This is a genomic window from Amycolatopsis sp. La24, from assembly GCF_029087445.1.
Classification (GTDB): Bacteria; Actinomycetota; Actinomycetes; order Mycobacteriales; family Pseudonocardiaceae; genus Amycolatopsis; species Amycolatopsis nivea.
In genome coordinates this window covers 136,964-151,889 of the sequence record NZ_JARACH010000014.1, presented here as the reverse complement: position 1 = coordinate 151,889, position 14,926 = coordinate 136,964, and the positions used below count along the sequence as shown (strand labels likewise).

At 70.3% G+C, this 14,926-nt stretch carries 12 protein-coding genes; 8 read left to right on the top strand and 4 right to left on the bottom strand.

The annotated features are described in order from the left end of the window. From PUT80_RS16610 to dnaB, 4 genes are all read left to right on the top strand, one after another. A partial coding sequence (locus PUT80_RS16610) for a DUF3558 family protein (protein ID WP_275292689.1) occupies window positions 1-275 on the top strand: 275 nt, incomplete at its 5' end. Between the two features lie 42 nt (window positions 276-317). Beyond that, window positions 318-1,688 (top strand): hypothetical protein, encoded by a 1,371-nt coding sequence (locus PUT80_RS16605; protein WP_238603727.1) that lies wholly within the window; start codon window positions 318-320, stop codon window positions 1,686-1,688. A gap of 11 nt (window positions 1,689-1,699) precedes the next feature. Continuing rightward, the gene (locus PUT80_RS16600) at window positions 1,700-2,500 is read left to right on the top strand and encodes an ESX secretion-associated protein EspG (RefSeq protein ID WP_235146697.1); all 801 of its coding nucleotides are present in this window, start codon (window positions 1,700-1,702) and stop codon (window positions 2,498-2,500) included. A gap of 714 nt (window positions 2,501-3,214) precedes the next feature. Then, a complete protein-coding gene (gene dnaB / locus PUT80_RS16595) occupies window positions 3,215-4,618 on the top strand; it encodes a replicative DNA helicase (RefSeq protein WP_037809085.1) in 1,404 nt (467 codons plus the stop codon). Between the two features lie 23 nt (window positions 4,619-4,641). Here the strand turns inward: dnaB and PUT80_RS16590 are convergent, their stop codons facing one another. Continuing rightward, entirely contained in the window at window positions 4,642-5,181 is a 540-nt protein-coding gene (locus PUT80_RS16590) for a YciI family protein (RefSeq protein WP_275292684.1), read from the bottom strand. Between the two features lie 103 nt (window positions 5,182-5,284). Here PUT80_RS16590 and PUT80_RS16585 point away from each other — a divergent pair, with 103 nt between their 5' ends. Next, window positions 5,285-6,064: a class III extradiol ring-cleavage dioxygenase gene (locus PUT80_RS16585; protein ID WP_037809087.1), complete on the top strand. Its 780-nt coding sequence runs from the start codon at window positions 5,285-5,287 to the stop codon at window positions 6,062-6,064. A gap of 81 nt (window positions 6,065-6,145) precedes the next feature. Here PUT80_RS16585 and PUT80_RS16580 read toward each other — a convergent pair whose 3' ends face one another. After that, a complete protein-coding gene (locus PUT80_RS16580; RefSeq protein WP_275292682.1) occupies window positions 6,146-9,286 on the bottom strand; it encodes a PE-PGRS family protein in 3,141 nt (1,046 codons plus the stop codon). A gap of 194 nt (window positions 9,287-9,480) precedes the next feature. Then, window positions 9,481-10,512, bottom strand: coding sequence for a hypothetical protein (locus PUT80_RS16575; RefSeq protein ID WP_275292680.1), 1,032 nt, complete (start codon window positions 10,510-10,512; stop codon window positions 9,481-9,483). 296 nt (window positions 10,513-10,808) lie between these two features. Here PUT80_RS16575 and PUT80_RS16570 point away from each other — a divergent pair, with 296 nt between their 5' ends. The 3 genes from PUT80_RS16570 to PUT80_RS16560 are packed head-to-tail and all read left to right on the top strand — an operon-like array spanning window position 10,809 to window position 13,824. After that, complete coding sequence (locus tag PUT80_RS16570; RefSeq protein WP_037809442.1) at window positions 10,809-12,038, top strand: AI-2E family transporter; 1,230 nt, start codon at window positions 10,809-10,811, stop codon at window positions 12,036-12,038. Then, on the top strand, window positions 12,035-13,171 hold the full coding sequence (locus PUT80_RS16565; RefSeq protein ID WP_275292677.1) for a DUF5931 domain-containing protein: 1,137 nt from the start codon (window positions 12,035-12,037) through the stop codon (window positions 13,169-13,171). Before PUT80_RS16570 ends, PUT80_RS16565 begins: the two co-directional genes overlap by 4 nt. Further along, the gene (locus tag PUT80_RS16560) at window positions 13,168-13,824 is read left to right on the top strand and encodes a response regulator transcription factor (RefSeq protein WP_037809091.1); all 657 of its coding nucleotides are present in this window, start codon (window positions 13,168-13,170) and stop codon (window positions 13,822-13,824) included. The genes PUT80_RS16565 and PUT80_RS16560 overlap by 4 nt, the downstream gene beginning before the upstream one ends. A gap of 2 nt (window positions 13,825-13,826) precedes the next feature. On the opposite strand, the gene PUT80_RS16555 is transcribed toward PUT80_RS16560, so the two are convergent. Beyond that, window positions 13,827-14,876 (bottom strand): hypothetical protein, encoded by a 1,050-nt coding sequence (locus PUT80_RS16555; protein WP_275292675.1) that lies wholly within the window; start codon window positions 14,874-14,876, stop codon window positions 13,827-13,829. Window positions 14,877-14,926: the final 50 nt, after the last annotated feature.

The following is a 14,926-nucleotide window of genomic DNA, read 5'->3' as shown; positions in this document are numbered from 1 at the left end:
TCGAGCAGAACAAGCGCGGGATCAGCGACATCTACGACCAGAAGGCCAAGCAGGCCTACTTCGAACCCACCACGGTCAACGGCTACCCGGCCGTCTTCGCCGGTACCGAGGACAGCCGCTCGAACGGCATCTGCACCCTCTGGGTCGGCGTCACCGACCAGCTCGCCGTCTCGGTCCTGCCGAACATCAGCATGGGTTCGAACAAGAAGGACCCCTGCAGCATCGCGAAGAAGTTCGCCACCGCGATGATCGGACATCTCCAGGGGGCGTCGTGATCGTCACTCGACCTCTGCCCAGCACGGAAGGAATGGCTCATCATGGGGAATGACGCCAATACCGTAGGCAAAGAGCTGAAAGGCATGGCCATCGGCGCCGGGACCGGGGCCGCCATCGGGTCGGTCGTACCCGGTGTGGGCACCGCGGTCGGCGCTGGCGTCGGCGCCGTCGTCGGCGGTCTGGTCGGCCTGTTCAGCGGCGGTCCCGAAGCTCAGCAAATGTCGGCGGACCTCGGCGGCCGCTCGATCGACGCGTACACGATCTACGAGAAGATCCACGCGGGCGACACGTCTTCGCTCGACACCGGGGTCGCGTCGGCCAAGAGCCTCGGAGACGCCCACGACAAGCGGGCGACCGAGATCGACAATCTGAACAAGAAAATGGACGCGGCCTGGCAGGGCGGCGGCGCCACCGCCGCGCAGGCGGGCGCGCACCCGCTCAAGACCTGGCTCGAGGACTCCGTCCAGAACCTGAACAAGAGCCACACGTACCTCAACACGCAGGCCGACTGCTTCCACACGGTCAAGGGCAAGGTGCAGCAGCTGCCCAAGGATCCGCCGTCGGCCGGGTTCCTCGACGGGATCAACCCGTTGAGCGACAAAGACGACGAGATCAATCAGTACAACGACAACAGCAAGGCCAACGTCCAGGCGTACACGAACTACTTCAACGCCAGCGGACAGAACGCGGGCCAGTTGCCGCAGTACAGCGCCTGGCAGGGCAACAACCTCTCCGACGGCAGCGGCGACCCCGGCAAGTACGGCGGCGGCCCCGGCAGCAACGTGCCCGGCGGAACCGGCGGCATCGGCGGTGGCGGCGGCAGCTTCTCGCCGCCCAAGGTGGACACGCCCAAGTTCGACCCGAACGGCCCCGGATCGCACTCGAACGTGCCGGGCGGGCCGGGCCACTTCACCGACCCGAACGGTCCGGGCAAGTTCACCCCGACCGGGCCGGGCGGCTACACCGGTCCCGGCGACGGGACAACGACCTCGGGCTGGACGCCTCCGGCGACGGACGCGGCGAAATTCAACCCCAGCACGTTCGGGCCGGCCGGCGGCGGCGCGGGCCAGTTCGGTCCCGGCGGTAGCGGCGGGGGCGCGGGCAGCGGTGCGGCCTTCGGGCCCGGCGCGTTCGGCGGCGCGGGCTTCGGTCCCGGCGGTGCCGGTTCGGGCGCGGCGGCGGGCGGCGCGGGAGCCGGTGTCGGCGGCGCGGGCGGTCTTCGCGGCGGGGGCATGGGCGCGGGCGCGGCGGGCAAGGCCGGAGCCTCGGGCATGGGCGGCATGGGCGGCGGCCGCGGCGGCCAAAAGGGCCAGGACGACGAGGAACACCAGACCAAGTACCTGGTGGAAGAGGACGCCAACGAGATCTTCGGGTCGGATCAGCTGACTGTTCCGCCGGTCATCGGTGAATGAGGACAGGCACAGTGATCACTCTCGACAGGCCCACCCGCTTCACCCTCCTCACCTTGTGCAACCTGATCAAGCGCCGCGGCGGGGAACCACACCAGGTCATCGCCGACGCGGCGACGTTCTACGACCCCACGGCTGAACGGCGCATCGACCAGGACGTCAACGCCGTGCTGACCGAGGCCGGGCTGATGGGCCCCCGCGGGATGGATCGCGATCTGCTCGCGCTGGTCGAGTCCGTCTCGCACCCGCAGATCGAGTACTACGGCTGGTTCGACGGGGCGTTCGAGGACGACAGCCCGTCCAACTACGGCGCGCTGGTCGGGAGCGGCAACGGCGGCGGCTTCGGCCTGATCAGGGTCCAAGGCGAGCAGGTCGTGACGGTCACCCGCCAGCGACCGGACCTGCTGCTGCAGACGTTCCTCGATCTCATTCCGGCAGGCAAGGCCGCGAACGGGCAGCCGCTCATCACCAGCCGGGCCGAGTACGAGAGCGGCCGGACCGCGGGCTCGGACGAAGTCCCGCAGGGTTCCATCATGCGAGGCGGCGGTCAGCGGACCGAAACCGTGGCACCGCTCAAGGAGATCCAGCGGATCCTGAAGCTGCCGCGCACCGGAAGCGGCGCGTTGTACGTCGCGTCCCGGCCGCAGGGCGGGCGTCGGCGGCGGGTGCCCAAGCCGGTCAACTTCATCGACACCAGCGAGGGCCGGTGGCTGATGGAGGAGCGGCCGGGGAAGGAGCCGCTCATCGTGTTCACTCCGGGCACGCAGCAGGCGATCTCCGAACGGCTCCGCCAGGCCCAAAGCGCCTTGGGCTGAGCACCCGAGCGTTACTCCGGGTGGGGTTCCCGGCACGGCACCGTGCGGTGTCTTGCCGGTGAACCTCACCCGGTTTCGCGTTTGCACGCGGTTAACCTGCGCTTTTGCCGGATCGCTCACTGTGCGCAGCCATCGGCTGGGCCGCGTGGGGAATTCTCCTTCGTTCAGCCTATCGAGGCAGTGATCTACCGTGCGTAGCAACCATCCACAGGGCGGTGGACCAACGCGGGGGCGACACGCCGAAGAACCAGTTCGGCACGACACGCCGGACGAGTTTTCGGGAAGTTCTCCACAGTCTCTGCACAGGCCTTGACCTGCGGGTTCAGTGAAGCCGATCTGCACTGTCCCCACTTTGTCCACAGGCTCGCGGGTACCTGTGATTCGTTGCCCCCAGTCATCCACAGGTTGTCCACAGCACGGTCAACAACCGGAATTGCGCTCGTCCTTCCGGGGGATCTAGCGTGCGTTCGCGCCCGGTACTCCCGGTGGCTCCGCGTGGCGGTCACCGGCGCGGGGAACCGTCCGGTCCATCATCGAAGGGGGCCGGACGGGCGGGTGGGAAAGCCGGGCCGATTCCGGCATAATCGAACAGGTGTTCGACTGGGCTGACCGTCACGGGCGGCGGCGGGCGGGTGCGGTTCGGCACAGGACAGGCGCACGCGAGACGACGGGGACGGCCGGTACGACGGCTGGGCGAGGGGAGGTGTCCGGGCAGTGGCGGTGACCGATGACCGCGGTCCGGCGTACGCGGAGTCCGATCCGGGTCCGAGCGACCCCGGCCCCGGCGGGTTCGACCGCCAGCCGCCGCAGGACATCGCGGCGGAGCAGTCGGTGCTCGGCGGCATGCTGCTGTCGAAGGACGCGGTCGCCGACGTCATCGAGGCGCTCGGACCCGGCGATTTCTACCGGCCCGCGCACCAGGCCGTCTACGACTGCATCCTCGACCTCTACGGCCGCGGCGAACCGGCCGACCCGATCACCGTGGCGGCCGAACTCGAGCGGCGCGGCGAACTCGGCCGCGTCGGCGGCGCGCCGTACCTGCACACCCTCATCGCGACCGTGCCCACCGCGGCCAACGCGGGCTACTACGCCGAGATCGTGTCCGAGAAGGCGGTGCTGCGCCGTCTCGTGGAGGCGGGCACGCGCATCGTGCAGTACGGCTACGGCGCGGCCGCGGCGGACGGCGCGAACATCGACGAGGTCGTCGACCGCGCACAGGCCGCGATCTACGACGTCACCGAGCGCCGCACGAGCGAGGACTACGTCGCGCTGGAGGACCTGCTCCAGCCGACCATGGACGAGATCGACGCGATCGCCTCGCGCGGCGGCCAGTCCCAGGGCATCCCGACCGGGTTCGCCGACTTCGACGAGCTGACCAACGGCCTGCACCCCGGCCAGATGATCATCGTCGCGGCCCGTCCCGGTGTCGGCAAGTCGACTCTCGGCCTGGACTTCGTCCGCTCCGCCTCCATCAAACACGGTCTGACCAGCGTCATCTTCTCGCTGGAAATGAGCCGGACCGAGATCGTGATGCGCATGCTGTCGGCCGAGGCGAAAATCCGCCTCGCCGACATGCGTGGCGGCAAGATGTCCGACGACGACTGGACGCGGCTGGCCCGGCGGATGAGCGAGGTCTCGGAAGCCCCGCTGTTCGTCGACGACTCGCCGAACATGACGATGATGGAGATCCGCGCGAAGGCCCGCCGGCTCAAGCAGCGGCACGACCTCAAGCTCGTGGTCGTCGACTATCTGCAGCTGATGACCTCCGGCAAGCGCGTCGAATCGCGGCAGCAGGAAGTCTCGGAATTCTCCCGTCAGCTCAAGCTGCTGGCGAAGGAGATCGAGGTGCCGGTGATCGCGATCTCCCAGCTGAACCGTGGTCCGGAACAGCGCACCGACAAGAAGCCGATGCTGTCGGACCTGCGTGAATCCGGCTCACTGGAGCAGGACGCGGACATCGTCATCCTGATCAACCGCCCGGACGCCTGGGAACGCGACGACCCGCGCGCCGGCGAGGCCGACCTGATCCTGGCCAAGCACCGTGCCGGTCCGACGAGCACGATCGTGGTCGCGCACCAGTTGCACTACAGCCGCTTCGCCGACCTGGCCCACGACTGACCCGAGCCGGGCCTGCCGGTCGCTCAGGAGCGGCCGCCGGGCGCCCAGTCGTGCACCTCGATCGCGGCGTAGCGCTCGGCGGTGAGGAGTCCGCGGGCCGTGTCGGCATCGGTGGCTTGCACCAGGGCTGCCGTGCCGAGCCAGGCGGTGCCGTCGTCGGACCACAGGGGGCCGTAGGCGATCAGGGACTCCGTGGTGGACGGTTCGAGGTCGACGGCGGGGCCGGAACCCAAGCCCAGCACCAAATACAGGTTCGCCGCCTCCGGATCGCCGGGGAATTCCCACATCGTGCGGCCAAGAGCGTTGTCCCAGCGGCGGATCAGGACGTCCCGATAGGCGCCGACCTGGTAATTCGGTTCCGCGAAAGCGAATTCGCGGGCCGCGGCGGCGTCCGGGAGATCGACGATGTGCACGCTGCCGGTCGGCACTTCGCCGTCCAGGGTCGGGCCGCGGGCGATCAGTTCGGCGGCGAAACCGTCCATATAGGACCAATGCGCTTCGACCAGCTCGGCGCGCAACGCGGCGGAGCCTGGGCGGTCCCGGTGGTAGCAGAAGAACTTCACCGGTCGAGTCTGGCGCACGGAGGCGGCCGCCGAGGACGAATTCGCCAAGTCCGCGAACCAGGCGTACCGTAGTAGTTGAAGTTTCAAACACTTGGAGGCAGTCATGGCGACCCGCACCCCGGTCCTGTACCTGAGCCACGGTGCGCCGCCGCTCGCTGACGACGCGACGTGGACCCGCCAGCTCGCGGAATGGTCCGCTGACCTGGCGAAACCTCGCGCGATCCTGGTCGTTTCGGCGCATTGGGAAGAGGCGCCGCTGACGCTCGGAGCAACGACGACGGTCCCGCTCGTCTACGACTTCTGGGGCTTCCCCGAGCACTACTACCAGGTCAAATACGCCGCGCCGGGTGCGCCGGAGCTTGCCGCGCGGGTGCGCAAGCTGCTGCATTCGACCGCGACCCCGGTGCACGACGCCCCGGACCGCGGCCTCGACCACGGCGCGTACGTCCCGCTCGTGGAGATGTTCCCCGAAGCCGACGTCCCGGTGCTGCAGATCTCCATGCCCTCGCTCGACCCTCAGGCGCTCTACGACCTCGGCCGCAAGCTCGCGCCGCTGCGCGACGAGGGCGTGCTGATCATCGGCAGCGGATTCTTCACCCACAACCTCCGCGCGATGCGGGAGGTCGACGGCAGCGACGGAACCCCGCCGGGATGGTCCGCGGAATTCGACCACTGGGGCGACGAGATGCTGCGTGCCCGCGACCTCGACGCGTTGCTCGACTTCCAGCACAAGGCCCCCGCCGCCGCGATGGCGCACCCGCGGATCGAGCACTTCGCGCCGCTGTTCGTCTCGCTCGGCGCCAGCTCGGCCGAAGGCGAGGGCCGCACGGTGATCGACGGTTTCTGGCACGGACTGGCGAAGCGGTCGCTCGAATTCTCCTGACCCAGCACAAAAAACGGGCCCGGAAGCACGTGGCTTCCGGGCCCGCCCGGGTTATCCCCGGCTCGCTTCAGGCGAAGCGATTCACTTCTTGAAGAGGCTGGTCACCTTCGCGGCCAGCTTCTGGAACGCACCCAGCGGACCGGTCGCGTCACCGATCGCCGGCACGGCCGGAGCGGTCGGCATCGTGGTCGGCATCGTGGTCGGCAGGGTCGTCGGCGCACCCGGCACGGCCGGCAGCGCGGCGACGGCCGGCAGCTGGTTCAGCGTCGGCAGCGACGTCTTCACCGGCAGCTGAGCGGGCAGGGCCGGAACGTCCGCACGCTGCGCGGCGGCACCCGGCAGGGCCGGAACGCCGGGCAGAGCCGGAACGGCCGGGGCCGACGGCAGGTGGATGCCGTTCTGCAGCCCGGAGACCTGCGGCAGCGCCGAAGCACCCTTCAGCTGGTTCAGCTGACCCAGCGCGGACAGGCCGCTGACCTGCGGCACGTCGGCGCGCTCGGCACCCGGCAGCGCCGGGGCGGGGAGCGTGGTGGCGGTGGGCAGACCCGACAGGCCCGGCAGCGCCGGAGCCGACGGCAGCGACGGCGCGGCCGAGGAACCGCCCGGCAGACCCGGCACGGCGGGCAGCGCGGGGAGCTGGTCAGCGCCCATCTCGCCGCCGAACGGCACGTCGATGGCCGGTTCCGGGTCGACCGTCGTCGAGTTGGGAGCCTCGGCGGTGGCCACGCCGATGACCTCCAGCGGCACGCCGAAGATCTGCACCAGCGCACCCAGCGGGTGGTAGTAGTCGAAGCCGGACAGCGCCGAGCCCGTGCCGTCGGTGCTGGTGGCGTCGTTGCCGTCGGTCACGGTGGTGACGTTGTCGCCGACCGCGTGCGCCACGCCGCCCACCGCGACCGCGTCGCCGAAGACCTGCGCGACGACCGGCACCGGGAAGTCGAGGATGTCGCCCGAGATCGAGCCTTCCATGCCCGAGGTGGTGTCCTTGCCGGCGTCGGTGACGACGGTGTTGTTCATGGCGTCGCCCGAGGACACGCCCGCGACCGAAACCGCGTCGCCGAAGACCTGCGCGACCGGTGCCGGGTCCACGCCGACGATGTCGCCGGCGACCGCGCCGCCGTCACCGTTGGTGGTGGCGTCGCCGCCCGCGATCGAGGTGATGTCGTTGGTGGCGGTGCCGTGGCCGATCGCGCCCCCGGCGAGCCCGTCGCCGAAGATCGTGCCCGCACCGGCGACCGGAGCCTTGACGATGTTGCCGGCGAGCGCGCCGTCCTTGCCGTCGGCCGTGGCGTTGCCACCCGCCTTCGAGTCGGTCAGGTTGTCCGCCATGCCGGTGCCGATGCCGGCCACCGAACCGCCGACGCCGTGGCCCTGCACCGGCAGCGAGACCGGGGCCTCGACGAGGTTGCCCGCGCCCGCGCCGCCCGCACCGGTCGCGTGCACGTCCTGGCCCGCGGTGGAGGTGGTGTCGTTGCTGGCCTTGCCGTGGCCCTGGCCGACGAACGAGCCGCCGATGCCGAACAGCTGCACCGGGGTCGACACCGGGACGGTGCCGAGGTTCGAGCTGAGGAAGCCGTTGTCGTCAGCGGTGTTGCCGCCGCCGCCCGCCTTCACGACCTTGGTCTCGGAGCCGTCGCCCGAGCCCTGCCCGATGAACGAGCCGCCCACGCCGAACACCTCGGCCGGCGCGGCCACCGGGACCTGCACGATGTTGCCCGAACCGGACGAGTCGTTGCCCTGGGTGCCGTCGTAGTTGCCCGCGGTGACGGTCTTGGTCTCGGTCGAGGTGCCCGAGGCGTTGCCGATGTGGCTGCCGCCGATGCCGTGGACCTCGGGGGCGCCCGCGACCTGGGTGTTGACGATGTTGCCGGTCAGCGTCGAGCCGTTGCCGGTCGTGTAGCTGCCGTCGCCGGAGGTCGCGGTGGTGGTGTTGTCGCAGTTCGCGACCGCGCGGCCGATGTAGGTGCCGCCCACGCCGCACGCCTCGACCGGGAGCGCCACTGCCGGGTCGACCACGTTGGCCGAGCCGGCGGCGTCGTTGCCGTTCGTCTTCACGAAGCCGCCGGAGGTCGCGGTGGTCTCGTGGGTGGAGGAGGACGCCTGGCGGTCGAGCGCCTGGCCGGTGGTGGCGTTGCCGATCCACGAGCCGGCGACGGACGCGACGTTCGCGACCGGGCTGGCCTGCGCGGCGGCGGCGTTGCCGGACAGGAACGACTGGTCGCCGTCGGTCTCGATGTAGGTCGGGATGCCCTTCAGGCTGCCCGGACGGGTGTCGCCCGCCTTCGCGTCAGCCGAGGAGCTGGAGGTGGAGTCCGCGTCCGAGCCCCACACGCCGCCGGCGTTGCCGTTGAACTTGACCGGCAGCGCGATCGGAGCGCCGACCACGTTGCCGCTGCCCGCGGCGCCCTTGCCGTTGGACTTCATCGAACCGCCGGAGGTGGCGGTGGTGTCGGCGTTGTAGCCGCCGCTGTAGGCGTTGCCGAGGATCCAGGACGCGGCGTTGCCGGTCACCTGGACCGGGGTCGCGAACTGGCCGCCGACGACGTTGCCGGACAGGCCGGAGCCCTCGCCGGTGGTGTCGATGTTGCCGGTCTCGCTGGTGCTCTGGTGCGCCGAACCGCCGTGGACCGCGCCGCTGCCGCCGGCGAGGCCGACGCCGTTGCCCGCGATCTGCACCGGGAGCGCGTAGTCGAGCGCCACGACGTTGCCCGCGATGCCGGAGTGCTTGCCGTCGGTCGCGACGTCCTGGTTGTGGCTGTAGGTCTGGTCGTGGTCGCCGCCCTGCACGTGGGCGTCGCCGATGACACCGACCGCGTTGTCGACGATCTGGATCGGGACGACGACGTCGCCGTTGACCTTGTTGCCCTTGAACGCGTCGTGGGTCGGCGTGAGCTGACGGGGCGCGTCCGCCTTCGGGAGGCTGTCGGTCAGGCTGCCCGCGGAGCCGCCGGGCGTCTTCGCCGAGGCGAGCGCTCCCTTGACGGCGGAGGTGACGGGCTTGGTGCTGATCTCGTTGTGGTGCGCCGGGAGGTCGACCTGCCCGAGCGGGGTGCCGATCGCGTTGTTGGCCTCGTCGATCGGGACGGTGACGTTGAGATCAAGCGGGGAGGCCGGGGTGTCCGGGTTGACGTTCTCGTCGGCCGAGGCGATGCCGGTGCCCAGCATCAGCAACCCACCCGTGACCAACGCGGTCTGGAGTCCGCGCTTTGCCCAGGTCTGCATGGGATTTTTCTCCTTCATATCGGGGTCCCTTGCGGGTTTGTGGAGGTGCGCCCTGTTGCGTGAGGGAATGCACCGGGAATGCGTGCGCGGAAATTGCGCAGCGCGCGAAAAACCCGCGGGAGATGTGTCGATGACGGTGACGGCACACGAAGATGTGCGCGTGGGTGCGTCAACGACCCCGCGGGTGAAGTGGATCAGTCAGGAGTGACGCCGGGCTGCTCGCCCGGGGTGCGCGGCGTGTGCGCGAGGCCGGTGCGGGTCGAACCCGCCACGGCGTTGTCGACGGCGGCGGCGACCCAGGAGGGAACGCCGAAGTTCAAACCGTCGAGGTGTCCACCGGGCGCGGTGCTGCCACCGGCCGGGGAGTTCGGGATGGAAAGCGGCGCGGCGGGAAGCTGCGCCGGGGAGAACGGTGCGCCGGGCAGGTCGCGGTCGCCATGGTGGCGCTGCGGCAGTTCGGCGCCCTGCACCGGATCGACGGACTGGACGTCCATCGCCGGGAAGACCGACTGCAACGCGTCAGACGTGGTCATCGCGGCCGCGCCGAGGTTTTGCTCCGCCTCGGCGGGCTGCTCGGGAATGCCGGGTGCGGGCACCTGCTCGGATTCGGGAGCGGGCGCGGTCGGCAGTTTCGGCAGGTCGACCAGGTTCGAGGGAGCGCTCGGGTCGAGCAGATCCCACAGCTTCCGGCCGAAATCCTGTGCGGCGGGCGGCGGGGTGGTCGCGTCGGCGATCACCTGGCGGGCGTCCTCCGGCTTGCGCGCGATGTGCTCGAGCGAGCCGAGCGTGCGCTCCACCGGCTTGACGACCGCGTGCTGGCCGAGGTCGCTCACCGCGTCGCTGACCTTTCCGGCGGCCTGCTGGCCTCCGGCGAGATCGTCGCGGTGAGCGCCGCCGAGCTGGCCGAGCGAGCAGGTGGGCCGCGACGTGCCTGGTTCAGACCACGTGGTGGCTCCCTGGCCGCACGACGAAAGCCCTTGCACCGCACCGGTGACGTCGCCCGCGAACCGGGCCGCGCCGTCGGTGACGTCGCCGATTCCGGCGGCCGTCGCGTCGGTGACCGGCGTGACGCTCGCGTCGACCGGGTCCGCCGAAGCGGCGGAAGAGGAGACGGTCCACGCGGCCGCGGTGGCCGCGAGCGCGCCGCCGACGACGAACAACGCACGCGACGCGAGACGGCCAAAGCGCGTCGCGCCCCGCCTCTCGTGCACAGCGTCGTTCGTCACAGGTGATTTCTCCTCGGGTAAAAAATGATTTCGGTTTTTGCCGGGAACGGCACAGTTCCTCGGTGGTGCAAAACCGAGACAACCAAATTTAGGGGTCGCCGCGCATCCTTGACACGGCTTGATGCCACCATCGTGTGAACAACACAGAGTGTGGCCGGGTCTCACGATGGGTCATCCCCGGAGAAGACGGCCGGTTACTCCGGAGTCGGTTCGCGCAGCCCGGCGAAACGGTGATTCGCGCCCCGCACCGGGCGATCCGCCCGGTTTCGGTCGACGGGGCCGATACGGTTGACCCCGTGAGCCAGCCAGGGCGCGGACAACGCGAACAACCGTCCCTTTCCGAACCAGTCGCCGACGTCACCGGCTTCATCCCGCGCGGACTGCGCGTATCCGCCGCCCTGTCGTGGCGGTTCATCGTGGTCATCGCCGCCCTGTACGCCGTGGTGTGGCTGCTGGGCTACCTCGCCTCGGTCGTGGTGCCGGTGTCGATCGCCCTGCTGCTTTCGGCGCTGCTCGCCCCCGCGGTGTCACGGCTCGTGCAGATCCGCTTCCCGCGCGGACTGGCCACGGCGATCGTGCTCGTGGCCGGGCTCGCGGTGCTCGGCGGGCTGCTGACCTTCGTGATCACCCAGTTCTCCAGCGGCCTCCCGGAACTGCAGCAGCAACTGACCACGAGCCTCAACCAGATCAAGGACTGGCTCATCAACGGTCCGCTGCACCTGCGCCAGGAGCAGATCCAGGACTTCATCAACCAGGCCATCGGCTTCCTGCAGAACAACCAGGCCTCGATCACCACCACCGCGCTGACCACCGCGGGCACCGTCGGCGAGATCCTCACCGGCTTCGTGCTGACGCTCTTCGTCACGATCTTCTTCCTCGCCGGCGGCGACGGCATCTGGTCGTTCCTGGTGCGCGGCGTGCCGACGCGGGTGCGCAATCGCGTGGACGTGGCGGGACGGCGCGGTTTCGCGTCGCTGGTCAGCTACATCCGCGCGACCGCCGCGGTGGCCGTGGTCGACGCGGTCGGCATCGGCATCGGGCTGTGGATCGTCGGCGTGCCGCTGGTGATCCCGCTGGCGACGCTGGTGTTCCTCGGCGCGTTCATCCCGATCATCGGCGCGTTGCTCACCGGCGGCGTCGCGGTGCTGATCGCGCTCGTGTCGAAGGGCGTCATCGGCGCGGTGGTCGTGCTGGCCATCGTGGTCGGCGTGATGCAGCTGGAAAGCCATGTGCTGCAGCCGTTGCTGCTCGGCCGCGCGGTGCGGCTGCACCCGCTCGCGGTGGTGCTGGCGATCGCCACCGGCCTGGTCGCCGCGGGGATCGCGGGCGCGCTGCTCGCGGTGCCGCTGCTGGCCGTGCTCAACGCCGGGGTCCGGTCCCTGCTGCACGAACACGATCCGGATCCGGCGACCGTCGACGCGCTGCACAGCCAAGCCGCCAACCCGAACGACGATCCGGAAGAGGGCGCGGACGACAAGGAGTCCGGCTCCGGCAAAGACACAGAAAGCACAGAAGACAAGAAGTGACTGTTCGACCTTCCCGAGATCCGGCGGCACCGCTGTGGCGCGGTGTCGTGGTGCTGCGCGTCGTCACGTGGTTGTTCGCGCTGGCAGTGGTGATCGCGCACCACGACGGCTTCCAGCGGCCGTGGCTGGGATGGGTCGTCATCGGAGTGATGGCTGTGTGGTCGGTCGTTTCGAGTCTGGCGTACGTGCGCGAGAACGGACGGCACCGCTGGCTGGTGATCTTCGACCTCGTCCTCACCACAGCGCTCCTGCTCACGTCGCCGTGGATCCTGTCGGAGGCGCAGTTCGACAACGCGACTACGCCGTTGATCACCACGGTCTGGGCGGCAGTAGCACCGATCGCGGTGGCAACGCGTTTCGGCGCGCGCTGTGGCGTATCGGCGGGCCTCGTCGTGGCGGTAAGCACTGGTGTCGCGCGCGCGAACGTCGACATCGACGTCATCCGTGACGGGGTGCTGTTGTGCGCGAGCGGTCTCCTTGTCGGCATGGCGGCGACGCTCGCGCGTAGCTCCGCCGAAGCGCTCGCGCGCGCACTTCGCACCGAAGCAGCGACGGCCGAGCGCGAACGGCTCGCGCGCTCGATTCACGACAGCGTGCTTCAGGTGCTCGCGCGCGTACGGCGCCGCGGTCTCGAAGCAGGCGGTGAAGCAGCGGAACTGGCGAGGCTCGCGGGCGAGCAGGAGATCGCGTTGCGCGCGTTGGTGAGCACCGAGCCGACGCGGTCCGGCGACACCGTGGACCTCCGTTCGGCGTTGCAACTGCTGTCGACCACGTCGGTGCAGGTCTCGACGCCGGCCGGAACCGTGGACCTGCCCGCGCACGTCACCGAGGAACTCGTCGCGATCACCCGCGAAGCACTGGCCAACGTGGAGAAACACGCTGGTCCGGACGCGCACGCCTGGGTCCTGCTCGAAGACCTCGGCGACGAGGTCGTGGTGAGCGTCCGCGACGACGGCCCGGGGATCGCGGGCGGCAGGCTGGAACAAGCGGCGGCCGAGGGCAGGCTCGGGGTGGTGAAGTCGATTCGCGGCCGGGTGGACGACCTCGGCGGGACCGCGGTGCTGGACAGCGCTCCCGGCCGCGGCACGGAGTGGGAAGTGCGGGTGCCAACCACGATGAGGGACGGGCGATGACGGAACGGACGATCTCCGTGATGGTGGTCGACGACCACCCGATGTGGCGCGACGGCGTGGCCCGCGACCTCAGCGAGAACGGGTTCGAGGTGGCCGCGACCGCGCCGGACGCCCCGGCGGCGATCCGGATCGCGCGCGCGGTGCGGCCGGACGTGGTGCTGATGGACCTGAACCTCGGCGGCACGTCCGGCGTTGAAGCGACCCGCGAAATCACCGCGGCGGCGCCGGACACGCGGGTTCTGGTGCTCTCGGCCAGCGGCGAACACAACGACGTGCTGGAAGCGGTGAAGGCGGGCGCGTCGGGTTACCTGGTGAAATCGGCGTCCGCGGCGGAACTGGTGGACGCGGTGCGCCGCACGGCCGACGGCGACCCAGTGTTCACCGCCGGGCTGGCCGGACTGGTGCTCGGCGAGTACCGGCGGATGGCCGACGTCCCGGACGGCGCGCCGGAGCCGCCGCGGCTCACCGACCGGGAGACCGACGTGCTCCGGCTGGTCGCGAAAGGACTGACCGCGCGGCAGATCGCGGAGCGGCTGGTGCTGTCGCACCGGACGGTGGAAAACCACGTGCAGTCGACGTTGCGGAAGCTCCAGCTGCACAACCGGGTCGAGCTGGCGCGCTACGCGATCGAGCACGGCCTCGACGAGGACTGACCTCAGGAGGTCGCGACCCCGGCGGCCTGCTGTGCCGGAGCGAGTTTCGCCTTCCCCAGCCGCCAGGCCGGCTCGCCGGGATGCCACGCCGCGACCGCCCCGTCGTCGATGACCAGGTCGCCGGCTTCCGTCCAATCCAGACCGGAATGCTTCAGGTTCTCCGTCGAATACGGCATCGAGGGAGCCTGCTGCCAGCTGCCGTCGCGCAGGTTCAGCAGCCACAGATCCCGGGTCTGCGTACCGGTTCCGGGGAACGACGGGGTGCCGAAATCGACCGCCGCGACATCGCCGTCCCGGCTCGGCAGGACGTACGGATTGGGTGCGGGCACCGGCAGGGCCACCGGTTTCCGCGCTCCGCTGCGCAAATCGAGCACGGTCAGGTCGGTCAGCCCGCCAAGCACGAGCCGATCACCGGCGGCAGCGAGAATGCGCGGCGACTGCTGCACGGTCCGCCCGGTGGCCGGGTCGATCAGGACGTCGACGGTTTCGGCGGTGCCGCTGCCGACGGTGATCAGCAACCCGTGCGAGGTCTCGACCCGGACGAGCGTGTGGCACGACGCCACGGTGCCCCGGCCGAACGAGGTGCCGGTGAGGGCGACGTGCTCCAACCGGCAAAGATCCGGGCCGTCCTCGCGGATCAGCCACACGCTGGTGCCGTCCGCGCCCGGAGCCGCGCTCACCGCTTTGCCGAGCGACCGCGGGTTCGAAAGTCCCAGGTAGACGTACACCTCGGCCGGGTCGCAGGAGGACTGCTGGCAGGTCTGCGCGGTCAGCACGACCGGGGTGTGGCCGACGCGCAGCACGGAGACCGTCCGCTGCCCGCCGGGAACGCCGGGCAGGATTCCGCGCACACCCGAATCGGCGTCGAACACCGTCGGCGGCGACGTGGCCAGCAGCAACTCCACGCCGATGCCGCCGGTGGCGACGAGCCCGTCGAGGCCGGTCGGCGGAGGGGTGGTCGGAGTGGGCCGCGCCGAACTCACCGGGGCGGGCACCGGAGCCTCGCTCGTACACGAGGTCAGCAGACAGCAGGCCGCGGCAAGGGCGACCATCGCGCGAAGTACGGGTCCGTTCAGGGTTTTTCCCCGATCTGCCAGCGGAA